Below are 24830 nucleotides of genomic sequence, written 5' to 3'. Positions count from 1 at the left end.
ATGTCTAGAGAATCAATGGAATATGATGTTGTAATTGTTGGTGGAGGTCCATCAGGATTATCAACTGCAATTAAATTAAAACAATTAAATCCAAATTTGAATGTTTGTTTATTAGAAAAGGCATCAGAAATAGGAGCACATATTTTAAGTGGCAATGTATTTGAAACACGTGCGCTTGATGAATTGTTACCTAATTGGAAAGAACTAAATTCACCAATTAAAACAAAGGTAACTAAAGAAAAATTTTTATTTTTAGGAAAAAATAGATCATTTAGTTGGCCAACTTGGTTACTTCCGGCAGTTCAACAAAATCATAAAAATTATATTATTAGTCTTGCAAATTTATGTAGATGGCTTGCCGAACACGCTGAGGCTCTTGGTGTTGAAATTTTTCCAGGATTTCCAGCAAGTGAAATTTTATATAATGAAGATGGATCAGTTAAGGGTGTAGCCACTCAAGACATGGGTATAGATAAAGAAGGAAATAAAAAAGACAGTTACGAACCTGGAATTGAACTTATAGGCAAAGTAACTGTTTTTGCAGAGGGCTGTAGAGGTCATTTAGGAAAACAACTCATTGAAAAATTTGAATTAAACAAAGGTAAAGATCCTCAGCAATATGGAATTGGATTTAAAGAAATTTGGGAAATAGAGGATAAAAATCATGATGAAGGTTTGGTTATGCATACAGCTGGATGGCCATTAGATAACAATACCTATGGCGGAAGTTTCATGTATCATGCTGAAAATAAACAAGTTTTTTTAGGCTATGTAATTGGTTTAGATTACAAAAATCCACACTTATCTCCTTATGATGAATTTCAGAGGTTTAAAACACATCCAGCAATTAAAAAAATTATAGAAGGTGGAAAAAGAATTTCTTACGGTGCAAGAGCTTTAATTGAAGGTGGATTTCAGAGTTTGCCAAAAATGTTTATGCCCGGAGCTTTGTTAGTTGGTTGTGACGCCGGAACTTTAAATATGCCAAAAATTAAAGGCTCTCACACTGCTATGAAAAGTGGAATTATTGCTGCTGAAACTATTAATAAACACTTAAAAGAAAATAAAGATTTGTCGATTTATGAAGATAAATTTAAAAATAGCTGGTTATATAAAGAACTTTTTGAGGCTCGAAATGTAAAACCTAGTTTTAGCTGGGGATTAATTTTAGGAATAATTTTTACAGGTATTGATCAAATTCTATTTAGAGGAAAACTTCCTTTTACACTAAAACATAAACATGCTGATCATGAAACATTAAAACCTGCAAATCAGATGCCAAAAATAGATTATCCAAAATATGATAATGTAATAACTTTTGACAAAACTAGTTCAGTTTATCTTACAGGAACTAATCATGTTGATAATCAACCAGTTCATTTAAAACTTAAAGATCCTGATTTACCAATAAATTATACTTTGGAGAAATTTGATGAACCTGCTCAAAGATATTGTCCCGCAGGTGTGTATGAAATCCAAAAAGAAAATGATGTAAATAAATTTGTGATCAATTCTCAGAATTGTATTCATTGTAAAACTTGTGATATAAAAGAACCATCTCAAAATATTACCTGGGTTACTCCAGAGGGTAGTGGTGGTCCAAGATATGGAAATATGTAAATTATGACAAATCTATTGCAAACTTTTTTAAAGTTTCAATAGGCACATATTTAAGAGTGTTTTCATGAGTTCTTTTCAAAAATATTGGACATCCTTTACCGGCTTCAATTGCTCTTGCATACCAACTAGCACACAAACACCATCCATCTCCATCTTTTAAACCTGGAAACCCAAATTCAGGATGTGGAGTAATCAAATCGTTACCTGCTTCTTTCATCCACTCTAAGCATTCGGTAGTAACTTTAGCACAGACTGTATGAAGTCCATGATCATTCTCGTCAGTATTACAACAACCATCACGAAACCATCCTGTTAAAGGATCATTTGAACATTCCTCCAAGTCTTCACCTAATACATTTTTTTGTTTTTCACTCATTTAAATTTTTGTTGGGTTTGGTTGTCCTTTATAAACTTCTTCTGGATCAAATTTTTTTTCTTTTTCAAGAAATTCCATTTCAACTTTTCTTCCGTTATCAATTGGTCCCATTGGAATTGATCTGTAAAAACATGATCTATATCCTACATGACAGCTTGCCCCATCACCTATATCAACTGTTAACCAAATAGAGTCTTGATCATCATCAATTCTAATTTCAGTAACCTTTTGAGTAAATCCGCTTGTTTTACCTTTATGCCAAATAGCTTTTCTAGATCTGCTATAATAATGCGCTTCTTTAGTTTCAATTGTCTTTTTTAGAGCTTCCACATTCATGTATCCATGCATTAAAATATCTTTTGTTTTTGAGCACATAGTAATCACAGGAATTAATCCATCATTATCAAACTTAGGCGAAAGAAGATTTCCTTCTTCAATATCATAGATATTTTCTCTTTTTTTGAACATACGGGGTGATTATTTAGCACATATCTAAATATATTAAATATTTTTAAATTGAGGTATTTGCTGTATAAAAAGGCGCTATGAAATTAGTAAAAGACACAGACAACAACAATTTAGAAACAAAAAAGGTTTCAGATAAAGAAGCTGAGGAAGCTATCAGAACAATTTTATCTTGGATGGGAGAAGATCCCAAAAGAGAGGGACTGTTGGAAACACCTAAAAGAGTTGTAAAAGCATTTAAAGAATATTTTCAAGGTTACAATGAGGACGCAAAAAAAGTATTAGATAAAACTTTTGGTGATGTGGAAGGTTATAGCGATATGGTGGTTCAAAAAAATATTTCAGTACAAAGTCATTGTGAACATCATATGGCTCCAATTATAGGTAAAGCACATGTTGCATATATACCAAATGAGAGAGTTGTAGGATTGAGTAAAATTGCGAGAGTAGTTGAAATATTTTCAAAAAGATTACAAACACAAGAGAGATTAACAGTTCAGATAGCAAACAGCTTAATGGAAGCGTTAGATGCAAAAGGCGTAGCTGTAACAATAGATTCAACTCATCAGTGTATGACTATGAGGGGTATAAAAAAAGAACAAGCAACAACTGTAACTAATTTTTACTTAGGTCAATTCAAAGAAGATCTGAGTTATCAAAATAGATATTTACGATTTATCAGCACTGAGTTAAAAGACTAGTGTGTCTGACCAATTCAAAGCACTGATTCTAAATCAAGAGGGTGAAAACTTCTCACGAGAAGTTAAATCAATTGATAAAAGTTTTTTAAAGCATGGAGACGTAACTGTAAAAGTCGATTATTCTGACCTTAATTTTAAAGATGGAATGATTTTAAAAAATGGTGGACGATTAGTTAAAGAATTTCCACATATTCCAGGAATAGATTTTTCAGGAAAAGTAATTGAAAGCGAAAATTCAAAATTCAAAGAAGGAGATGAGGTAATTTTAACTGGATTTAGAGTTGGAGAAATATTTTTTGGAGGATATTCACAAATTGCAAAAGTAAATGCAGATTTTTTAGTAAAAAAACCTGATAGCTTAACAACTAAAGAAGCCATGATTTTAGGTACAGCAGGTTTTACATCATTAATGAGTGCTTTTGCAATTCAAGCAAGGGAAAGTATTTTATTGGGGGAAAAAGTAAATGATGTTTTAGTAACAGGTGCAACAGGAGGAGTTGGCAGTGTAGCAATTATGGCTTTAACTAAAATGGGATACAACGTTTCTGCTGTAACTGGAAAAGATTCAAAATCAGATTATTTAACATCATTAGGTGCAAAAAACATTATAAATAGGGCTGAATTTGACAAAGATCCACGACCAATAGATAAAGGTCTATGGGACGGAGTGGTAGACACAGTTGGTGGAAAAATTTTAGCAAATGCAATTGCTCAAACAAAATCAAATGGGATAATATCAGTTTGTGGAAATGCAAACAGTAATGAACTTAATACAAATTTATTACCGTTTATGTTGAGAGGTATTAAAGTTTGGGGCATGGACTCTGCTAATTGTAGTATAAAAAGAAGAGGTTTCATTTGGGGAGAAGCAAAAAATTTAATTGATTTTGATTTATTAGAAAAATCAGTTTTAACAGTAAGCTTGGAGGAATTGATTGAGACTTATCCTAAAATTTTAAAAGGTGAAATTTCTGGTAGAGTATTAGTTGATTTAAATAAATAATGGATTGGGACAAATTAAAAATTTTTCACGCTGTAGCAGAAGCTGGTAGCTTTACAAATGCTACTATTAATTTAAACCTAAGCCAATCTGCAATCAGCAGACAAATTCAATCTTTAGAACAAGATTTAAAAGTGCAGTTGTTTGAAAGACATGCAAGAGGATTAACTTTAACTGAAAATGGAGAATATGTTTTTAAAACTGCTCATGAGGTAATTACAAAACTTAAAGAAGTTGAGACATCACTAGGTGATCAAAAAAGTAAACCCTCAGGAAAATTAACTATTACAACTGTGAGAAGTTTTGGTACTCACTGGTTAACACCGAGAATTCAAGAATTCATGAGGCTTAATCCAGAAATTGAGATTGAACTAGTTTTCGATGATAAAGAGTTAGATTTAAGTACTCGGCAAGCAGATATTGGAATTTTCATGAGAAGACCAAAACAACTTAATTATATTCAAAAAAAGTTGGTAGATATTAAATATTATATTTATGGCTCAAGTAGATACTTGGAAAAAAACGGTATGCCTAAAACAGTCAATGATTTAAATAAACACAAATTTATTTCATTTGGAAAAGGAGCACCTTCACCAGTCTATAATCCTGATTGGGCTTTAAAAATTGGAATGCATGATGGAAAGAAAAGAAAATCAATTATGAAAGTAAATAGTGTAAGTGGATTACTATATGGTGTTGAGTCTGGCGTAGGATTAGCTGCACTACCAGAATATTTGGTATCAAATTCTGCAAATATAATAAAAGTCCTACCTAAAGTAGAGGGACCAATAACCGAGGCACACTTCGTCTACCCTCAATCACTCAAAAATACAGCTAGAGTTCAAGCTTTTAGAAATTTTCTATTTAGTAAAATAGGCGACTGGAAATAGTAAATTCCCAAAAACCCTTTAAATTGTTTACAAATTAGGTTCTGCGACATTATTGCGATTGATAATCATTCGCATTGTGAATAGTTCTCATTCTCAATAATAACGTAATAAACTAAGGAGTTTAATGAGAAAATTATCAATTTTAGCATTAATTACATCTTTATTTGTAACATCCTATGCTGTTGCAAATGAGGTTAATGTATTTAATGCGAGACATTATAAGGCTGACGCTGAAATGTATGGAAAATTTACAGCAGCTACAGGAATTAAAGTAAATTTAATTAATGGTAAATCAGGAGCCTTAGAAAAAAGAATAGCCGAAGAGGGAGCAGATTCTTCAGCTGATCTTTATATCACAGCAGATGCTGGAAGATGTGGAGCAATGGAAAAAAAAGGTTTGCTTCAAGGAGGTTTATCATCTGCAACAATTAAAGCATCAGTTCCAAAAAACTTTAGAACTAACAAATGGGTTGGAGTAGCAAAAAGAGCAAGAATAATTTATTACTCACCTGAAAGAGTAAGTGGTGCTGAATTATCTGGTTTAACTTACGAAGGTTTAGCTGATCCAAAATGGAAAGGTAGATTAGTAATAAGAAAATCAAGCAACATTTATAACAAATCTCTCGTAGCTTCATTAATAGAAAATAATGGAAAAAAAGCTACTGCTGAATGGGCAAAAGGTGTAGTTGCTAACATGGCAAGAACTCCAAAAGGTAATGATAGAGCTCAAATTATGGCTGTTGCAGCTGGAGAAGCTGATATTGCTGTAGCTAACACTTATTACTTAGCACTTATGTTATCTGGTAATAAAGGAGCTGAGCAACAAGAAGCTGCAAAAAAAGTTAAAGCATTTTTCCCTAATCAAAATGACAGAGGAACACATATGAATATTAGTTGTGCCGCTTTAGTTAAAGGTGCTCCTAATAAGGCAAATGCAATTGCACTTGTTGACTTTTTATTATCACCAGAGTCTCAGGAACACTTTACAAATAATACGTTTGAGTTTCCAATGATTGGTGGTGTTTCACCAAGTCCATTAGTTGTAAACAATTTAGGACTAGACTTTAAACAAGATCTAGTAACTAAGGTTTCTAGTTATGGAAAAAATCAAGCTGCTGCATTAGAAGTAATGACAGCTGCTGGTTGGAAGTAACATAAAGTGAAAAAGAATTTATTTAACTTTAATTTAAATAGTTCTTCTGAATCGAGCGGTTCACTTGAGGGTCAGATAACATGTGAACCTTGCTCGTCAGAGTGTGAAAAAATTAAAAGTAAAATAAATAATAGAAAATTATCAGAGATTGAAAAAGACGAGGCCCTAGACATCCTCACTCCTTTTAAATAATGATATATTTCTTTTTAGATAGTGCCCGCGTCACTCTCCTCTAGGATTTTTACCCTTTCCTAGAAATTGTCGTGGGCATCAAAAAAGTATGATTGAAGGATTTAAAATACCCCAAGTAACTTTTAGAATAAGAGAAGGTGATACTTCTGATAATGAAATAGCATGCGCAATTGGAGGTAAGTGGACAAACAAGTCTACTGATGATTTTTTTAAAAATAAAAGAGTAATTTTATTTAGTTTACCCGGGGCTTTTACACCAACATGTTCCTCTCAACAATTACCTGGGTTTGAACAAAATGCTAATGAATTAAAAAAATTAGGTATTGATGAAATTTATTGTTGTTCGGTGAATGACTCTTACGTTATGAACGCATGGGCTAAAAAGATGAATATTTCTAACGTGAAAGTAATTCCAGATGGGTCAGGACTTTTTACAAAATATATGGGAATGCTAATTTCCAAAGATCACGATGGATTTGGTCAGAGAAGTTGGCGATATATGGCAATTATTAATGACGGTATTGTTGAAAAATGGTGGCAAGAGCCTGGAATTAATAATTCAGGCTCTGATGATGATCCATATATAGAAACAACACCAGAAAACACCCTAAAATATCTTTCTGCATCAAAGTAAAATTATATTAAAAAAATTTTTTTATACTATAAAACCCTTAATGGTAAAAAATTTTAACATATGGTTTCTCTCGTCTCTATTGATTTCTATAGGTGTATTAATTCCAATAGTTACAGTTTTTTTTAGTTTTTTTGAGGAAACTTCAAATTATTATCAAATATTAAAAGATACTTTTTTATTTGAATATATTTTTAACTCCTTCTTTCTATTAGTTTGTGTTTTGGCCTTAACTTTCATAATAGGAACTACTTGCGCATATTTAGTCTCATTTTATAAATTTCCTTTAAGTGATTTCTTTAAATGGGCTCTTATACTTTCTTTTGCCGTCCCCCCCTATATTTATGCATATTCTCTGACAGCTTTTTTTGAAAATTACGGTACAGCTTTTACAATTTTAACTAATTTATTTGGGGAGGGAGAATATAATAAATATATTCCAAAATTTGACGGTCTTCTTGGAGCAGTTCTTTCACTCTCATTTTCATTATATGCTTATGTATACATACTTTCTAGAGCATCATTTTTGTATCAATCTCAAAACCTAATTGATCTAGGAAGAAGTTTGGGTTTTTCGAAATTTAAATCTTTATACTCATTAATACTACCAGCTGCTAGACCTGCAATTGTCGCTGGATTGTCTCTTGTGGCAATGGAGACTTTAGCAGAATTTGGTGCAGTTGATTTTTTTTCAATTAATACACTAACCACTGGTATTTATAATTCTTGGATTACATTTGACGATTTAGCTTTTTCAAATAGGTTATCATTTTTCTTGCTTATATTTATATTTGCATGCTTTGTAATTGAAAATTATTCTAGAAAAAAAGCTAAATACCATTTTAATTCAAAGGGTGGATTTAAACAAAAAGAAAAAATTAATTTAACTGGAAAAAAATCTTTTTTTGCATTTTTGTTTTGTTTTATCATTTTTCTTTTAAGTTTTTTATTTCCTTTAAGTCAAATGTTATATTGGACAATAAAGTTTCCAGAAAATCTTTTTGATATTGATGTATTTTCACTTACTTTAAATACAATTTATTTAGTTCTTTTATCTAGTCTCGTATTAATTTTATTTTCTCTAATTTCAAATTATGGAAATAGAGTTTCTAGAAATAAAATTTTGAATTTTTTATCAACAATATCAATTTCAGGTTATGCCATTCCAGGTGTTATTTTGGCAGTAGCTTTTATTACATTTATTGCTTGGTTTGATGAAAATATTGTAAAGACCTTAGGGTTTTTATCTATTAAAAAAATTTTTATTGGTTCTGTTCTTGGACTGGTTTTAGTTTATTTTGTCAGATTTTATTCATTAGCATTTAATGGAATAAAATCAGGTTACGAAAAAATAAATATTTCAGTTGATGAAAGCTCATATTTGCTTGGTTATTCTAAGCAAAAAACTTTTCTCAATATTCACGTTCCTTTTCTGAGAAATTCCCTTTTATTTGTGGCAATATTGATTTCTCTAGAAATTATAAGAGAGCTTCCAATAACCTTAATTTTAAGGCCATTTAATTTTGAAACTTTTGCAACAACTGCCTATATATCTGCATCTGAGGATTTATTAGAAGCTGCAGCAGTTCCGTCGTTATTTTTAATTTTAATTGCAACTATATTTATTATATTTACAGCTAAATATATTCTAAGAGAAAATGAAAAATAATTTTTTAGAGATTAAAAATGTTGATTTTATAATTGGTGGAAAACCTAAGGTTAAAAATGCTTCATTTGTTATAGAAAATGAAGGAGAGACTTTATGTATTTTAGGTCCCTCAGGAATTGGAAAAACTACGATACTAAGAACTATCGCTGGTTTAGAGGAAATTGAAAAAGGTTCAATTAAATTAAACGGAAAATTAATATCATCTAAAGATATACATGTTGAACCTGAAGATAGAAATGTATCTTTAGCTTTTCAGGATAACAGCTTGTTTCCACATTACACTGTGGAAAAGAATATACTGTTAGGCACCGAGAGGAATAAAACAAAAAAGAAAAAAAAACTCACTTTTAAGGAAATTGTTGATTTACTTGATATTTCAAAAATACTTGTAAAATATCCTCATGAAATAAGTGCTGGAGAGGCACAAAGAGCTTCTCTTGCGAGATCTTTATTAACACAACCTGATCTTTTGTTATTAGATGAGCCATTATCAAATGTTGATCAAAGTTTTAAAGAAGAAATTCAAGTAAGATTAAAAAAAATTTTAAGTAAATTAAAAATTACAACAATAATTGTAACCCATGACTCCTATGAAGCTTTTTATTTAGGTAATAAATGTGCAATTATATTAGACAGTCAAATTAAACAGTTTGACGACCCTTACAATGTTTATCATTTTCCAAATTCAGTTGAAGTGGTTAATTTTTTAAATCGTGGAATTCTAATTCCAGCAAAAGTAACAGGAGAAAATTCATTAGAAAATGATGATCTTGGAACGATTAATGGGAATTTTATTAAGCATTATCCAAAAGGATCGAACGTACAATTATTATTACAGCCAGAGGATCTTGAGCATGATGATAAAAGCAATCTAAAATTAGAGGTTGTTGACAGAAAATTTAGAGGTACCAACTTTATTTACACCTTAAAAACTAGTAGTGATTTATTGATACCAGTATTTGTTCATTCTCATCATGAGCATCAGCATGAAGCTGACGAAAAGTTTGGAATTAAAAGACCGATTCATATTGATCACATAGTTTGTTTTTAATAAAACAAGCGAATGCTTTCAAAAAAACAATTATTTACCAGAGGTATGCTGGATATTTCTCCGCATATGTTGTCAGTAATTCCATTTGGAATTATTTGTGGAGCTATCGGAGTTGAACTAGGTTTTAATCCTTATTTAGTCTATGCAATGTCCTTCATTATATTTGGAGGTGCTTCGCAAATAGTTTTTTTGCAGCTTTTATCTGGAGGTGCGTCGAGTTTGGTTGCTGTCACTTCTGTTGGTATTATTAATTCTCGTCATTTATTATATGGAGCAGTTTTATCTGAATATTTGGATAAATTATCTTTAATTAAAAAATTATTAATATCATATGTAATAGTTGACCAGGGCTTTGCAGAGTCAAATAAATTTTTTAAAAAAAATAGATCCGAAGAATATTTGCATTATCATTTAATAGGAACTGGGTGTACGATGTGGGTTTGTTGGCAAATCGCTACACTTTCAGGAATTATTTTGGGATCATTTGTTCCTGAAGAACTTGGATTAAAATTTGCAATCCCTCTTACATTTATTGCTATTGTTGTTCAAGATTTAAAAAAAATTGATCATGTAATTGTAATGATCACTTGTGGTTTAAGCTCATTGTTATTCTTTGAAGCCCCATTTAAATCTTATATAATTATTTCACCAGTTATTGCTTTATTTGTAGCTTGGTTATTATTGAGGTTAAAAAAGTGACTTTAGTATCAATCATCTTTGCTGGTATATTAACTTACTTCACTAGAATGACTATGGTTGCATTAATCAGTAGAGATATGTTGGGAGATAAAGTCAAAGCTGTATTAGAATATGTTCCATCTGCAGTATTCCCAGCCATAATATTTCCTGGAATATTTATAAATGATTTTGGAACTTTTATAGAAATGAACGATCCAAAAATTTTTGGAGCATTAGTAGCAGTTATTGTGGGTTATTTTTCAAAAAATATTATTGCAACTATTTTAGCAGGATTAGTTTCTTATTGGTTTTTAATTTTTGTTATTTTTAGCTAGCACCTAACTTAATATTACTTCTAATATTGATATCCATTAACTTAGGTTTAGATAAATTAAGATTTGACATTATCTCAGCATATTCATCAGCGTTATTAACTTGAAGTCTTGGATTTGATTTTTTTTCATTTCCAATAGTACTAACGAGTTTCCCGTTATAATCATGTCCTGGATAAAGCAAAGTATCATCAGGTAATTTAAGTAGTTTATTAAATAAAGAATTATAAGCATCTTTTGAGCTACCATTTTGAAAATCTGTCCTACCTGTACCATTAATTAACAATGTATCACCTGAAAACAAATATTTATCCATCAAAAAACTATAACTATCTGAAGTATGACCAGGTGTATACATTGCTTTAATTTCAATTTGATCAATTTTAATTATTTCTTCATCTTTTACTTTGACTTCTACTGCATCAGCAGGAGTGTGTTCTCCCATGATTGTAGAGCAATTTGTAACTTTTTTTAATTTTGAAGCACCTGTTATGTGATCTGCATGAATATGTGTATCAATTACTTTTACAAGTTTAAGATCTAATTCATTTAGTAAAGTTATATAGCTATCAACATTTTCAATAACTGGATCAATAATTACTGCTTCGCGACCTTTTGCCGATGCAATTAAATAAGTGTAAGTAGACGATTTTTGATCAAATACTTGTTTAAAAATCATTTTTCATTAGTATCAAATTATTGTGAATACCTCTACTGCTACATTTAATTGGTCTTGTAAACATACTTGGAAAAGAAGCGCAAATAATACAGCTTGGTGTGTATTAGGTTGTGCTATAGGTGATTTTGGTACAATTTTATTTTTTCAATTAACCGAAATTCCTTTTCCAGTTTTAGGAATTATGATTTTAGCAATCATTAATGGTTTGATTACAAGTATTATTTTAGAAACAATTATTTTAATGACACAAAATTTCAATTTTATTAATGCGTTTAAAACTGCTTGTGGAATGAGTTTAATATCAATGATCAGTATGGAAATTATGATGAATTTGACAGATTATGTTTTAACTGGTGGCGCTATATTGACTTGGTGGGTTGTTCCAATAATGTTAATCGTAGGTTTTTTAACTCCTTGGCCTTATAATTATTGGAGATTAAAAAAATATGGAGTTGCTTGTCATTAATTTAGAGCATTCTTTTCAATAAATTATCTTTAAACAATATTCTGTGAGCTATCACTGCTAAAATATGAAGAGATATTAGAGCTATAATTGTATAATTTGAATATATGTGAATATTATAAAATTGATCTGCTAATTCAAAATTATCTTTAATTTTTATCTCTTTAAAAAAAATTACTAAAGTTTCTCCATTAAATAATTTTTTTAAAATTCCTGAAATCGTGATTGACAAAATTGCCACATATAAAAGAACATGGTTTAATTTTGCTATAAATTTTTGTCCAACGAAAATACTTGGATTAAGTTTGGGCTTAGGATTAAGTATATTATTTAATAACCTTAAAATTACTAAATAAAATATAGTTAAACCTATTGTTACATGAATATTTTCAAATGTTATTCTTTCTTCACCAAAATCCAAATCAACTAAATAAAAACCTAATGGGATTTGGATTAGAAGCAATAACGCACTTAGCCAATGTAACAGCTTTGAAATAATACCATACTCTGTTAGGGTATTTGTAACATGCATAAATTATTTAATCACATAACCTCATTTATTAAAATATTATTGTTATCAATTTTTACTGTGCTTTTGGTCTCAGTTAGTAATGCTGAACAAAGTGTTGAAGATATTATAAAGGGGCGAAAAGCATTATTTAGTAAGAATTATAGTACTGCTAAAAGAGTTCAAGCTTTTGCTTCAAATGGAGATTTCGATAAATCAATAGAATTAATGTTAGAAATGAGCGAGAATTATAAAGTTCTGATTGATTTATTTCCTGAAAACACCAAGGAAGGTTTTAAAACAGAAGCCTTACCAATCATTTGGGAGGAAAAAGATGCTTTTAATACTCTAATGAAAAAAGCATCTGATGATATGGTTAAACTTGCATCTGTTATTGAAGACAGCGATGATATTAGAGGTACATTAAAACAATTGATGTGGAGTAATTGCAAAGCTTGTCATAGCAAGTACCGGATGCCCCATTAAAATTTGTTTTCAAGGGTTCGCTCTTTAAGCGAATACCTAAAGAGCTCCCTTTTTTAAGCCTCTTTGGCATTTTAATCCAAACGGATTTTAATGTTATTAACTTTTTTGGTATTTAAAAGACTTCAGCTAAGTATCAGGTGGTGAAAGTATTAACATAAACCTCCTTCTAAAAAAAAGGTAATTATATTTAATACAAATTCAATAAATTTATTTCAGTTTTGGTTAAATAAAATTCTTGAATACAACCTGGTGCTTTAGTAGATTCCCGGTATCTAATTTATCTACTTTAAATTATTTTTTATTAATTAATTCACTAATAAAATTTTCACCAAAACCGTTATCAACAGCTTTTTGAAAATAATTTTTGTTAACTTCAGCAACTTTTTCTGCTTCAGGAAAATCTTTTAATAAGTCTTGAATATAAGTTAAATCTTTTACAGAATTACTGGCGGTAAATTTAAATCCAGTAAAATCTCCTTTTAATAAATTATCAAAAACTCTATTTAGAGCAGCAGAATTACCCGAACCAAGCTTAGCAACATCAAAAATCTTTTTTAAATCCAAACCCATTTCTTTAGCACTTTTAGCTAAATGATTAACTAACGCAGCATTTCCAAGGGATAAAAAATTATTTAAAAGTTTTGATTTTGCACCCATTCCGACGGTGCCAAAATGAAAATATTCTTTACAAAAAAACTTAAAATAAGGTTCAGCTATTTTAAAATTTTCATCTGATGCTCCTACTATTCCTCCTAAAACTCCTTCTTCGGCTTGAACAGGACCACCCATTACAGGACATTCAACATACTTAATATTATTTTTCTTAAATATAGCTTCAGTTTCGATAGAACCAGTTTTGTTATGAGTTGTGATATCAATAATTATAGTTTTGTTGTTTAAAATTGCTGAAATTTTTTCAGATATTGATTTTGCAATTGGGGTATTTGTTACACACATAAACAAAGCATCAAGATTTTTATCTGCAAAATCCTCAAAAGATTTTACTTCTTCTGCACCATCGCTGATAATTTTTTCAATTGGTTTTCTGTTTTTATTTGCAATAACAAAAAGTTTATTTTTATGTTTCAAAATGTTTTTGGCTATTCCATAACCCATATAACCAACACCAATAAATCCAATATTTTTCATAGTTGTTTCAATAATTAACTTTTCTTTGTCCCTTCAGTTCTTATAAACATTATACCAAAAACAATAATTCCTACCACACCTACAATTTTGTTATAATCAAAGGGTACACCAAAAATTAAGAAGTTAATAATAGTTGACCAAACGAGTTGTGAATATTGAAAGTTTGTCACAAATGATAAATTAGAGAGTTGAATTGCGTAAATTATTAGAGAATGACTAACAAAACCTGCCACACCAAGTAATGATAAATAAAGCCAAAAAATATTTTTTTCTAATGGAACCCAATTAAAAAAAATAAATATACTAAATATAATTGCTCCTAAAATTGAGGTATAGAATATCGCAGCAAATGGGTCATTGTCACCTGATACAAGTTTAGTAAAAAATTGATAAAGAGCCCAACAAATTGGCGGAACTATTGGAAAAATTAAATCAATGCTAAATATTTTCATACTTGGTCCTAAGGAGTAAATAATTGAACCAAAGCTAAGTAACATTAAAAGTATACCCTTAGGTGTTAAAATATCTTTTAAAAAATATGCTGAAAGCAAAGAAACTATCAAGGGAGCTGTAAAGAAAACTACATATATGTCTACTAAGTCAAATTTTTGTAAAGAATAAAACATAAATGACGTTGCTGTAACCATCAATATTGATCTTATTATTTGAACCTTAAAATTTTTTTTTAAATTTACTTTAGGTTTAAATATTAAAAAAAATATAACTAAAGAAACTAGGTGAAAAAAAAATCTACCCCAAATTGCTTGAGTAACTGGCATAACTGTACCAAGGTACTTTGCTGTGGAGTCCATACATACAAACATGAAAAAGCCACCTGCAGCTAATAAAATTACATTAATTAATGATGTTTGCTGTGGCACTGGAAATTAAAATTACATCACTACGCCTACTTGCCAAGGATTGAACTCCTCGTCACCGTAGCCGTTGATTTCACTTTTTGATTTATTTCCTGAAGCAGTATTAACAATTAGTTCAAATATTTTTTGACCAACTTCTTCAACTTTTTCTTTACCTTCAGCAATTGTTCCACAATTAATATCCATATCTTCAGACATTTTTTCAAACATTGCTGAGTTTGTTGAAAGTTTTAAACTTGGAACTGGTTTGCAACCAAAACAAGATCCACGTCCTGTTGTAAAACAAATTACATTAGCACCTGATGCTACTTGACCTGTAACAGATACAGGATCGTAACCAGGAGAGTCCATAAAATTAAATCCTTTGTTTTTTAAGGGTTCTGCATAGTGCAGTACATCTTGAAGAATAGAATTGCCTCCTTTTGCAACAGCACCTAAGGATTTTTCTAAAATTGTTGTGAGGCCACCCTTTTTATTTCCAGGGGCTGGGTTGTTATCCATAGAACTATTATTGATTGAAGTATAATGTTTCCACCATTCAATTCTTTTAATTAGTTTATCGGCAGTCTTTTGTGAGCTAGCTCTATTAATTAATAAATGTTCAGCTCCATAAATCTCTGGAGTTTCAGATAAAATTGAACTTCCACCTTTCTTAACCAAGAGATCTGCTGCAACACCTAATGCAGGATTTGCAGTTATTCCAGAATATCCATCTGAGCCACCACACTGAAGAGCTAAAGTTAAATGACTTACTGGTTGTGAAGTTCTCTCAATACTGTTTGCTTCTGAAAGTAGATTTTTAATTTGAGATAATACTTTATCAACTATTTTTTTAGTTCCGCCTTCATCCTGAATTGTTAGAAAATGAATTCGGTTATGTTTTTTTAAAGATTCATCAAACAAACTGACTTGAGCACATTCACAACCTAAACCAATTACAAAAACATGAGAAAAGTTTGGATGATTTTTAAAGCCATCTATAGTTCTTTGGAAAATTTGCATTCCCTCACTTTCTGTATTCATTCCACATCCAGTTGAGTGAGTAATTGGCACTATGCCATCAATATTTGGGTAATCTTTTAAAATTTCAGAATATTTAATCCTTTCAACAATCATTTTAGTGACAGTTGCTGAGCAGTTTACTGTGCTTACTATTCCAATATAATTTCTAGTAGCGACCTGTCCATTATCTCTTAAAATTCCATTAAAGAAGGTATCTGCTTTTTCATCTACAGTGTGTTTTTTGTCTGTTACTTTAAATTCTCTTTTAAACTCTCTAAATTCTAAATTATGCGAGTGGACATGTTGTCCAGGTTTAATATCATCTAAAGCAAAACCAATAATTTGATCATATTTAATGATTGGATCACCTTTTTTAATTGTTTTTAAACAAACTTTATGTCCAAAAGGTATTGGATCGATAGTACTAATCTCATGACCTTCAATTTTTGTTTTTTCAGGAATAATAAATTGACTAACACCCACATTGTCATTCTTATTTAAAACTATTAGATTATTCATAAAATTATTATATAACTATAAATCTAAAGAGACCATTAAACAATTATGCCTAAAAAAAGAAAAAAAAGTTTCAGAAGTCAGCAGTGGTTTAATAACCCAAAAAACCCAGATATGACGGCTTTGTATCTAGAAAGATATTTAAATTATGGTCTTACGAGAAAAGAATTGCAATCTGGAAACCCAATAATAGGAATAGCTCAATCTGGTAGTGACCTTTCACCATGTAATAGGCATTTTATGTCACTGAGTAAGAGAATAAAAGATGGAGTCAGAAGAGCAGGAGGTATACCTATGGAGTTTCCAACTCATCCAATTCAAGAAACAGGAAAAAGGCCTACTGCAATGTTGGATAGAAATCTTTCATATTTGTCATTAGTAGAAGTTTTATATGGATATCCACTTGATGGAGTTATATTAACAACAGGATGTGATAAGACCACTCCAGCAGCTTTGATGGCAGCTGCGACTGTAAATATTCCTGCAATAGTTTTATCTGGTGGCCCTATGTTAGATGGAGTTTATAAGGGAAAATTAGCTGGATCAGGAATGGTAGTTTGGGAAGCTAGAAAAATGTTAGCTAAAGGAGAGATTAAATATGAGGAATTTATGGATATGGTTTCATCATCCTCACCAAGTGCTGGCCATTGTAATACAATGGGAACAGCTTCTTCAATGAACTCAGTAGCAGAAGCATTAGGAATGTCTTTGCCAGGAGGTGCGGTTATTCCCGCTCCTTATAGAGAAAGAGAACAAATTTCTTACGAAACAGGAAAAAGAATTGTTGGAATGGTTTATGAAGATTTAACCCCATCAAAAATTATGACACGTAAAGCTTTTGAAAACGCAGTAGTAGTAGCAAGTGCTATAGGCGGATCTAGTAATTGTACAGCCCATTTAAGTGCTATCGCAAAACATATGGGAATTAAATTTGATCTTTCTGATTGGCAAAAACTTGGGCACAAAATACCGTTGTTGGTAAATTGCCAACCTGCAGGAGAATACTTAATGGAAAGTTTTCACAGAGCTGGGGCAATACCTGCAGTGATGAAGGAATTAATTAAAAATAAAAAAATTCATACAAACATAAAGACTGTCACTGGTAAAACTGTAGGTGAAAATTTAAGAAAGAAAGTTGATATAGACAATAAAGTAATTAAAACTTTTAAAAATGCGTTAACTGAAAAAGCTGGTTTTTTAGTTATGAAAAGTAATTTTTTCTCGTCCGCTATAATGAAAACGTCTGTAATTAGTAAGGATTTTAAAGATCAATACTTATCAAATCCTAAACGCCCTAATGTTTTTGAATGTAAAGCTATAGTCTTTGAAGGACCTGAGGATTATCATAAAAGACTTAATGATAAAAAATTAAAAATAAATGAAAACTCAATATTAATTATCAGAGGTTGCGGACCGGTTGGATATCCTGGATCAGCAGAAGTGGTTAATATGCAACCACCTGACAGATTATTAAAAAAAGGAATAAGACATTTACCAACTTTGGGAGATGGAAGACAGAGTGGAACATCCGAGAGCCCATCAATACTTCATGTTTCACCAGAGTCAGCAGTAGGTGGAGATTTAGGCATTGTTAAAACTTACGATAAAATAAAAATAGACTTAAATAAGAGAAGAGTTGATTTATTGATTTCTCAAGCTGAATTTAAAAAACGAAGAAAAAACAAAAAAGTATTTAAGCCAAAAAACCAAACTCCTTGGCAGGAAATATTTAGAAATACTGTTGGTCAATTGGATGATGGTGCATGCATTAATTCTCGAGGTAAATACTTAGATGTATCACATACCAAAGGTTTACCAAGAAATTCCCATTAATGAGGCCAAAAATATTAGTTTCCAGAAAAATATCAGATTTAGCAGAAGAGAAAATTCAAAAAGAGTTTGAAGTAACTTTAAATCCAAAAGACGAACCTATTCCAGAAAGCGACTTAATAAAAATTGTAAATGATTATGATGGAATGATTTCGACTGGTTTTGATAAAATTACTGAAAATTTTTTTAATAATTTAAATGGTAAATTAAAAATTATTGCTCAAGTTGGTGTTGGTTATGATAATATTTCAATAAAATCTGCAAAAGAAAAAAAAATTAAAGTTACTAATACGCCTAATGTTTTAAATGAAGCAGTAGCAGAAACGACTATTCTATTAATTCTGGCAGCTTCAAGAAGAATTGGCGAAGCATACAGTCTAGTGAAAACAGATAATTGGAAAAATCAAAAACCTGATCTTACAAAATTTATGATTGGGAACTCTGTTACAGGTAAAACTTTAGGTATCATTGGTATGGGGCGTATCGGAAGAATGGCTGCAAAAAGTGCTAAAGCATTTGGAATGAAGATAGTTTATCATAACAGAAATAAACTCTCTGATTATCAAGAGGATGGGGCAAAGTATTTTTCTGATATCAAGTCCATGCTACCCGAGTGTGACTTTGTTAGTATTCATACGCCAGCAACATCTGAGACCAAACACATATTAAATGCTTCAACTATAAATTTATTACCTAAGCATGCTGTTGTTATAAATACCTCAAGAGGATCAACTATTAATGATGATGATTTAATTGATGCTCTCGAGAATAAAAAAATCTATGCAGCTGGTTTAGATGTATTTAATAATGAACCTAATTTAGATAAAAGATATTTAAAATTAGATAACTGTTTTGTTTTACCACATATTGGAAGTGCGACTCATGAGACTCGATTGGCAATGAGCATGATGGCAGTAGATAACATTTATTGTTTTTTTAATAAAAAACCCCTAATTTCTGAAGTAGTTTAAAACAACTGAGAGTTGTTAGTTTAGATAATATATATAATTTCTATATATAAACATTAAACGAATTCGTTGATCTCAAAAAACATTTATGATTAAATTTCAAAAAAAACACAAACGAGAGGAAGATAATGTTTAAACTTATATCAAAAACTATAGCTGCAGTAGCTATTGTTTCAGTTGCTTTATTTGTCTCTGCTCATGCAAAGACTTTAAAGATTGAAACACACTTTACTGCTAGTTCACCAAATGGTGAGGTTGCCGCTCAATTCGCTAAAAACGTTGAAAAGTTTTCTGGCGGAAGCTTAAAAGTGCAAATGTTTTATTCATCGTCAGTAACTGGTAAATCAGCTGAGGTATTTAACTCAGCACAAACTGGAATTATAGACTGTGATATGACTGGTGCAGGATACCAAACTGGTAAAAATGCAGCATTTCAATTTGCAGGAGATGTAATGGGTGGGTACGATAACCCTTATCAACAATATGAATTCCTAAATTTCCCAGGAGCTCAAGAAGCTGTTGATGCACTTTATAACAAATATGGAATGACTTTGATTGGTTGGTGGATACCAGGACATGAGTCTTTAATTTCTAGCAGACCAATTCCAGATGTTGCTTCATTGAAAGACTTCAAATTCAGATCGCCTCCAGGAATGGAAAGTATGATCTTCACAGCTTTAGGTGCTAAGCCAATTGTTATGGACTTTGGTGAAGTTCCTACTGCTTTACAAACTGGTCTAATCGATGGTGCGGATTACTCATCTTTAGCGACTAACTATGCAGGTGGACACTATGAGCAAAATAAATATGCTACTTACCCAGGTTTCCACTCTATGCCAGCTGACCATTTAGCTTGTAACACAAAAGTATGGAACAAGTTAAAGCCTCACGAAAAAGGTGCTATGTTAGCTGCAATCGAAATTTGTGGTAGAACTATCACTAGTTTGGTTGAGAGAAAAAATGCAGAAGCAGTTAAAGCTTTAAATGAAATGGGAGTTACTCTTCATGACTGGTCTAAAGAAGATAGAGCTAAATTTAGACAAGCTGCACTTGGTGCTTGGGAAGAATGGAAGACTAAATCACCTGAGGCTGCTGCACTTATAGAGATACATAAAGCTTACATGAAAGCTAACGGTATCCTATAATTAATAGTATTTAAAAAATCTTGAAGGGCCTGAAAAGGCCCTTCTAACAAAAAATTTTTTACTTATGCGAGATAAAGATTTACAAGATAAACAACTTCAAGAGCAAAGTGAAAAAGTTGCAAGTAAAGATGATTTTCCAATAAATTGGATAGACCGAATTTCCTTATTTTTAAGTCACACAATTAAATACTTAATTCCTATAATTGTAATTGTGATGATGTATGAAATTTTTATGAGATATGTTTTACTTAAACCAACCCTATGGGCTAACGAGTTATGTTTGTGGTTAGCTGGTGTTTGTTATTTAGTAGGTGGAATATATGCTACAAGACTAAGAAGTCATATTAGAATAGTTTTATTGTATGACTATGTCAGCAGACCAGTTCAGAGAATTTTTGATTTAATTAGCACTACTATAATTGTGGTTTTTGCTGCTGCTGTAATTTATGGCGGTTTTGAAGATGCTCATAGATCATTCATAAATTGGGAAAGATTTGCAACATATTGGGATCCACCGATTCCAGCTACTATGAAACCTCTTACACTGATATGCTTATTTCTTATTGCACTTCAATCTGTAAATAATTTAATTATTGATTGGAAAAATCCTAAAGAAAAACAATACCAACCAGCTAAAGATTTAAAATAAGATGGAATTTGAGATAGGTACACTCTCGATCATACTTATTGTTGGATTATTAGCTCTTATATCCATTGGTGTTCCAATGGGATTTGCATCTGGTTTTATGGGTGCAGTACTTGTATTTTTATATATTGGTGAGCATGCATTGGGAATTTTACTCTCAAGATATTATTCTCTTGTTGTTACATATTCTTTTTTATCTGTTCCTTTATTTATATTTATGGCATCCCTGCTTGAACGCTCGAACATTGCGAGAGATTTATATGATGCTTTAAATGCTTGGTTAAGAAAAACCAGAGGTGGAGTAGGTGTAGTGACTGCAATCATGGCAACAATTATGGCTGCAATGAGTGGAATTATTGGAGGAGAAATAGTTTTATTAGGATTGATTGCGCTCCCTCAGATGTTGAGATTGAAATACGATCAGGATATGTCGATAGGTATTATTTGTGCATCAGGTTCCCTAGGAACAATGATACCCCCATCAATTGTTTTAATTATTTATGGATTAACAACCGAAACTTCAATTACGATGTTATTCCAAGAGGCAATTGTTCCAGGTTTAATGATTTCAGGATTAATTATTACTTACATTCTTATCAGAACAAGATTGCAACCTCATCTTGCACCACTAAGTGATGAGCCAGCCTTAACTTTTAAAGAAAAAATGTCTTACCTTCCAGGTCTTTTGCCACCAATTGGTATTGTAATAATTGTTTTAGGTTCAATTTACTCTGGTATGACCGGTATTACAGAAGCGGCTGGAATGGGTGTTGTTGCTACTTTAATAATAATTTTTGCTAGAAGAGAGCTAACATGGTTTTTATTTAAAGATGCATTGGTTAGAACATTTAAAGCTTCGGGGACAATTTTAACAATTACTTTTGGTGCTACAGTACTTGCAGGTGCTTATTCACTTGCCGGTGGACCGACTTATGTTGCAGAGACTATTTTAGCTTATGATTTAAAACCAATGTATTTAATTTTCATGATGCAAATAATGTTTCTAATTATGGGAGCATTTATGGATTGGGTTGGAATTGTTTTATTAGCAATGCCAGTATTTTTACCAATTGTTATAGCACTAGGTATGGATCCTATTTGGTTTGGAATTTTGTTCTGTGTGAATATGCAAGTTTCTTTTTTAAGTCCGCCATTTGGTCCTGCAGCTTTCTATTTGAAATCAGTTGCACCTCCACATATTTCATTAACAGATATTTTCAGAGGTTTTGCTCCATTTATAGTAATTCAGTTAATAGTATTAGCATGTGTTATGTTCTTTCCAGAGGCAATGACACAAAATTTCCACGAGTTTAAACCTAAGCCATGATAAATATTGGTTTTGTTGGAACAGGTCTTATGGGCCTTCCAATGGCAAAAAATATATTAAAGTCAGGATTGAAATTAAGTGCTTTCAACCGAACAATAAATAAAGCTGAACCTTTAAAAGAGTTTGGTGCAGAAATATCAAAAACATTAAGCGAAGTTGTTAAAGATAAAGATTATGTAATTACAATGTTAACAGATGATAGTGCTGTTGATGAAATTATGAATAATTCAGATCTTTCAGAAAATTTAAAATCTGGATCAACAGTTATTGATATGAGCTCTGTCAAACCAACCACTGCAACAAAATATGGACATACTTTAAAGTTAAAAAATGTGAATTATTTAGATGCACCAGTTTCTGGAGGAACTATTGGCGCAGAGGAAGCGTCTTTAGCAATTATGGTTGGAGGTGAACAAGGTGTTTTTGATAATTCTCTAAATATTTTAAAAGCCATGGGAAACCCAACATTAGTTGGACCTATAGGAAGTGGACAAGTCTCAAAGTTAGCAAATCAAATTGTAGTGGGGGTTACAATAGGTGCAGTTGCTGAGGCCATAACCTTGTGTGAAAAAGCTGGTGCTGATCCAATAAAACTAATTAAAGCTCTTTCTGGAGGTTGGGCGGATAGTAAAATTTTACAAACCCACGGAAAAAGAATGATAGATAAAGATTTTAGTCCAAAAGGTAAAACATCAACTCATTTAAAAGATATGAACAACATTTTAGAGTGCGCAAACTCCTATAATACGCATTTACCTATTTCAAATTTAGTGAAAGAAATGTATAAAACTCTTGTCGATAATGGTCATGGAAACACTGATCATAGTTCACTTTATAATGAAATCGAAAGGATAAATAAAAAATGAGCGGAAGATTAGAAGGTAAAAAAATTCTAGTAACAGCAGCGGGTCAAGGTATTGGAAAGGCGACAGCAATTGCATTCCATAAAGAGGGGGCCAATGTCACTGCAACGGATTTAAATGATAAAACTTTGGCTGATTTAAATAAAGAATATCCTGAGATAAAAGTTCAAAAACTTGACTCAACTGATAACACTGCAATTTTAGAATTCACTAAAACTTTAGATAAAGTTGATGTTTTGTTTAATGCAGTGGGTTTTGTTCATCATGGTACAATTTTAGAGTGTGAGGAAAAAGATTGGGATTTTTCCTCAACTGTGAATGTAAAGTCTATGTATTTTATGTGTAAAGCTATCCTACCTTTAATGGTTAAACAAAATGGTGGAAGCATTATTAATGTATCATCATGTGCATCAAGTTTAAAAGGTTTTCCAAACAGGTTTGTTTATGGAGCAACAAAAGGCGCAGTTATTGGTTTAACAAAATCAATAGCAGCAGATTTTGTTAAACAAAATATAAGATGTAATTCAATTGCACCAGGAACAGTTTTTTCACCATCTTGGCAAGATAGAGTTAATCAAAGCCCAGATCCAGTTCAGGCAAAAAAAGATTTCATTGCTAGACAACCTATGGGAAGATTAGGGACTGCTGAAGAAATAGCCGCAGTAGCTGTATATTTGGCAAGCGATGATGCAACATTTACAACAGGAACAACAATTTCAGTTGATGGTGGAATTTCAATATAATTAAACAACAAAAGGATAAATATGAAATTATTAAGAGTAGGACAAAAAGGAACTGAAAAGCCAGCTGTCATGGATAAGGATGGTAAAATTAGGGATATAAGTTCTCATATTAAAGATTTAAATCCTGATTTTTTAAACTTTGAGACTTTTGCAAAGTTACAAAATGCTGATTTATCGAATTTACCTGAAATATCTTCAAATGAAAGAATAGGTTCTTGTATAACAAGCCCACGTAAGTTTATAGCTATAGGCCTCAATTATTCAGATCATGCTGCTGAAGTTGGTGCTGATATACCAAAAGAACCAATAGTTTTTATGAAGGCAACTAGCTGTATAGTTGGACCCAACGATGATGTTGAAATAGTTTCAGGATCAAAAAAATTAGACTGGGAAGTAGAGCTTGGCATTGTAATTGGTAAAGAAGCCAAACATATTTCAGAAAATCAATCAAAAGATCATATTTTAGGTTATTGTTTAGTAAATGATGTAAGTGAACGTGAGTGGCAACTTGAAAAAATGGGACAATGGGTTAAAGGAAAATCTCATGATACTTACGGCCCTGTTGGTCCACATTTAGTTACAAAAGATGAAATATTAGACGTTAATAATTTAAAAATGAGCTTAGATGTAAATGGAAAAAGAATGCAAACAGGTAATACAAGCACAATGATATTTAATGTTGATGTGATAGTATCTTATTTGAGTAAGTATATGACTCTTTTACCAGGAGATATTATTACAACCGGGACACCTCCAGGAGTAGGCATGGGAATGAAGCCACAGCAGTTCTTAAAAGCTGGTGATGTGATGAAATTATCAGTTGAAAACTTAGGAGAGCAAAACTCGAAAGTAGTTGCTTTATAATTTTG

The 24830-nt window shown here is 31.3% G+C and carries 28 protein-coding genes; 21 read left to right on the top strand and 7 right to left on the bottom strand.

What is annotated here, in order from left to right; translation table 11 throughout:
* Window positions 1-1620 carry an electron transfer flavoprotein-ubiquinone oxidoreductase gene (locus ACTT9X_RS04730; protein ID WP_440934507.1) on the top strand — a complete coding sequence of 540 codons (1620 nt, stop codon included), beginning with the start codon at window positions 1-3 and terminating at the stop codon, window positions 1618-1620.
* Window position 1621: 1 nt separating this feature from the next.
* On the opposite strand, the gene ACTT9X_RS04725 is transcribed toward ACTT9X_RS04730, so the two are convergent.
* Both ACTT9X_RS04725 and hisI read right to left on the bottom strand, forming a co-directional pair.
* Window positions 1622-1996 carry a DUF2237 family protein gene (locus ACTT9X_RS04725; RefSeq protein WP_440653916.1) on the bottom strand — a complete coding sequence of 125 codons (375 nt, stop codon included), beginning with the start codon at window positions 1994-1996 and terminating at the stop codon, window positions 1622-1624.
* Complete coding sequence (gene hisI, locus ACTT9X_RS04720) at window positions 1997-2464, bottom strand: phosphoribosyl-AMP cyclohydrolase (protein WP_440934506.1); 468 nt, start codon at window positions 2462-2464, stop codon at window positions 1997-1999.
* 77 nt (window positions 2465-2541) lie between these two features.
* On the opposite strand from hisI, the gene folE reads away from it, so the two are divergent.
* The 10 genes from folE to ACTT9X_RS04670 all read left to right on the top strand — a co-directional run bounded on the left by folE (window position 2542) and on the right by ACTT9X_RS04670 (window position 10761).
* Window positions 2542-3162 (top strand): GTP cyclohydrolase I FolE, encoded by a 621-nt coding sequence (folE, locus tag ACTT9X_RS04715; protein ID WP_440934505.1) that lies wholly within the window; start codon window positions 2542-2544, stop codon window positions 3160-3162.
* A gap of 1 nt (window position 3163) precedes the next feature.
* Window positions 3164-4165, top strand: coding sequence for an MDR family oxidoreductase (locus ACTT9X_RS04710; protein ID WP_440934504.1), 1002 nt, complete (start codon window positions 3164-3166; stop codon window positions 4163-4165).
* Complete coding sequence (locus ACTT9X_RS04705; protein ID WP_440934503.1) at window positions 4165-5052, top strand: LysR family transcriptional regulator; 888 nt, start codon at window positions 4165-4167, stop codon at window positions 5050-5052. The genes ACTT9X_RS04710 and ACTT9X_RS04705 overlap by 1 nt, the downstream gene beginning before the upstream one ends.
* Before the next feature lie 124 nt (window positions 5053-5176).
* Window positions 5177-6205 (top strand): extracellular solute-binding protein, encoded by a 1029-nt coding sequence (locus ACTT9X_RS04700; RefSeq protein ID WP_440934502.1) that lies wholly within the window; start codon window positions 5177-5179, stop codon window positions 6203-6205.
* Window positions 6206-6211: 6 nt separating this feature from the next.
* Window positions 6212-6397, top strand: coding sequence for a hypothetical protein (locus ACTT9X_RS04695; protein ID WP_440934501.1), 186 nt, complete (start codon window positions 6212-6214; stop codon window positions 6395-6397).
* Window positions 6398-6488: 91 nt separating this feature from the next.
* Window positions 6489-7031 carry a peroxiredoxin gene (locus tag ACTT9X_RS04690; protein ID WP_440934644.1) on the top strand — a complete coding sequence of 181 codons (543 nt, stop codon included), beginning with the start codon at window positions 6489-6491 and terminating at the stop codon, window positions 7029-7031.
* Window positions 7032-7071: 40 nt separating this feature from the next.
* Window positions 7072-8697, top strand: coding sequence for an ABC transporter permease (locus ACTT9X_RS04685; RefSeq protein ID WP_440934500.1), 1626 nt, complete (start codon window positions 7072-7074; stop codon window positions 8695-8697).
* Complete coding sequence (locus tag ACTT9X_RS04680; protein ID WP_440934499.1) at window positions 8687-9748, top strand: ABC transporter ATP-binding protein; 1062 nt, start codon at window positions 8687-8689, stop codon at window positions 9746-9748. The genes ACTT9X_RS04685 and ACTT9X_RS04680 overlap by 11 nt, the downstream gene beginning before the upstream one ends.
* A gap of 12 nt (window positions 9749-9760) precedes the next feature.
* Window positions 9761-10447 (top strand): AzlC family ABC transporter permease, encoded by a 687-nt coding sequence (locus tag ACTT9X_RS04675; RefSeq protein WP_440934498.1) that lies wholly within the window; start codon window positions 9761-9763, stop codon window positions 10445-10447.
* Window positions 10444-10761: an AzlD domain-containing protein gene (locus tag ACTT9X_RS04670; protein WP_440932633.1), complete on the top strand. Its 318-nt coding sequence runs from the start codon at window positions 10444-10446 to the stop codon at window positions 10759-10761. Before ACTT9X_RS04675 ends, ACTT9X_RS04670 begins: the two co-directional genes overlap by 4 nt.
* Here the strand turns inward: ACTT9X_RS04670 and ACTT9X_RS04665 are convergent.
* Entirely contained in the window at window positions 10754-11437 is a 684-nt protein-coding gene (locus ACTT9X_RS04665; RefSeq protein WP_440934497.1) for an MBL fold metallo-hydrolase, read from the bottom strand. The genes ACTT9X_RS04670 and ACTT9X_RS04665 overlap by 8 nt on opposite strands.
* A 22-nt stretch (window positions 11438-11459) precedes the next feature.
* Here ACTT9X_RS04665 and ACTT9X_RS04660 point away from each other — a divergent pair, with 22 nt between their 5' ends.
* Window positions 11460-11903, top strand: a complete 444-nt coding sequence (locus ACTT9X_RS04660) for a DUF4396 domain-containing protein (protein ID WP_440934496.1) — start codon at window positions 11460-11462, stop codon at window positions 11901-11903.
* Window position 11904: 1 nt separating this feature from the next.
* Here the strand turns inward: ACTT9X_RS04660 and ACTT9X_RS04655 are convergent, their stop codons facing one another.
* Complete coding sequence (locus ACTT9X_RS04655; protein WP_440934495.1) at window positions 11905-12432, bottom strand: cytochrome b; 528 nt, start codon at window positions 12430-12432, stop codon at window positions 11905-11907.
* A 57-nt stretch (window positions 12433-12489) separates the two neighbouring features.
* On the opposite strand from ACTT9X_RS04655, the gene ACTT9X_RS04650 reads away from it, so the two are divergent.
* On the top strand, window positions 12490-12894 hold the full coding sequence (locus ACTT9X_RS04650; RefSeq protein ID WP_440934494.1) for a cytochrome c: 405 nt from the start codon (window positions 12490-12492) through the stop codon (window positions 12892-12894).
* Window positions 12895-13185: 291 nt separating this feature from the next.
* On the opposite strand, the gene ACTT9X_RS04645 is transcribed toward ACTT9X_RS04650, so the two are convergent.
* The 3 genes from ACTT9X_RS04645 to ACTT9X_RS04635 are packed head-to-tail and all read right to left on the bottom strand — an operon-like array spanning window position 13186 to window position 16442.
* Window positions 13186-14043: an NAD(P)-dependent oxidoreductase gene (locus ACTT9X_RS04645; protein ID WP_440934493.1), complete on the bottom strand. Its 858-nt coding sequence runs from the start codon at window positions 14041-14043 to the stop codon at window positions 13186-13188.
* 14 nt (window positions 14044-14057) lie between these two features.
* On the bottom strand, window positions 14058-14924 hold the full coding sequence (locus tag ACTT9X_RS04640) for a DMT family transporter (protein ID WP_440934492.1): 867 nt from the start codon (window positions 14922-14924) through the stop codon (window positions 14058-14060).
* Window positions 14925-14936: 12 nt separating this feature from the next.
* Entirely contained in the window at window positions 14937-16442 is a 1506-nt protein-coding gene (locus ACTT9X_RS04635) for a UxaA family hydrolase (protein ID WP_440934491.1), read from the bottom strand.
* A 45-nt stretch (window positions 16443-16487) separates the two neighbouring features.
* On the opposite strand from ACTT9X_RS04635, the gene ACTT9X_RS04630 reads away from it, so the two are divergent.
* From ACTT9X_RS04630 to ACTT9X_RS04595, 8 genes are all read left to right on the top strand, one after another.
* Window positions 16488-18272, top strand: coding sequence for an IlvD/Edd family dehydratase (locus ACTT9X_RS04630; protein ID WP_440934490.1), 1785 nt, complete (start codon window positions 16488-16490; stop codon window positions 18270-18272).
* The gene (locus ACTT9X_RS04625; RefSeq protein ID WP_440934489.1) at window positions 18272-19240 is read left to right on the top strand and encodes a 2-hydroxyacid dehydrogenase; all 969 of its coding nucleotides are present in this window, start codon (window positions 18272-18274) and stop codon (window positions 19238-19240) included. Before ACTT9X_RS04630 ends, ACTT9X_RS04625 begins: the two co-directional genes overlap by 1 nt.
* A 125-nt stretch (window positions 19241-19365) precedes the next feature.
* A complete protein-coding gene (gene dctP, locus ACTT9X_RS04620; protein ID WP_440934488.1) occupies window positions 19366-20382 on the top strand; it encodes a TRAP transporter substrate-binding protein DctP in 1017 nt (338 codons plus the stop codon).
* A gap of 64 nt (window positions 20383-20446) precedes the next feature.
* Entirely contained in the window at window positions 20447-21031 is a 585-nt protein-coding gene (locus tag ACTT9X_RS04615) for a TRAP transporter small permease subunit (RefSeq protein WP_440934487.1), read from the top strand.
* Between the two features lies 1 nt (window position 21032).
* The gene (locus ACTT9X_RS04610; protein WP_440927941.1) at window positions 21033-22355 is read left to right on the top strand and encodes a TRAP transporter large permease; all 1323 of its coding nucleotides are present in this window, start codon (window positions 21033-21035) and stop codon (window positions 22353-22355) included.
* The gene (locus ACTT9X_RS04605) at window positions 22352-23221 is read left to right on the top strand and encodes an NAD(P)-dependent oxidoreductase (RefSeq protein ID WP_440934486.1); all 870 of its coding nucleotides are present in this window, start codon (window positions 22352-22354) and stop codon (window positions 23219-23221) included. The genes ACTT9X_RS04610 and ACTT9X_RS04605 overlap by 4 nt, the downstream gene beginning before the upstream one ends.
* On the top strand, window positions 23218-23961 hold the full coding sequence (locus ACTT9X_RS04600; protein ID WP_440934485.1) for an SDR family oxidoreductase: 744 nt from the start codon (window positions 23218-23220) through the stop codon (window positions 23959-23961). The genes ACTT9X_RS04605 and ACTT9X_RS04600 overlap by 4 nt, the downstream gene beginning before the upstream one ends.
* Window positions 23962-23982: 21 nt before the next feature.
* The gene (locus ACTT9X_RS04595; protein WP_440934484.1) at window positions 23983-24825 is read left to right on the top strand and encodes a fumarylacetoacetate hydrolase family protein; all 843 of its coding nucleotides are present in this window, start codon (window positions 23983-23985) and stop codon (window positions 24823-24825) included.
* The last annotated feature ends 5 nt before the right edge of the window (window positions 24826-24830 follow it).

The organism is Candidatus Pelagibacter sp., assembly GCF_052049855.1.
Lineage (GTDB): Bacteria > Pseudomonadota > Alphaproteobacteria > Pelagibacterales > Pelagibacteraceae > Pelagibacter.
Note: the sequence above shows the minus strand (reverse complement) of the source record. Positions and strands in the feature narration are given on the sequence as shown.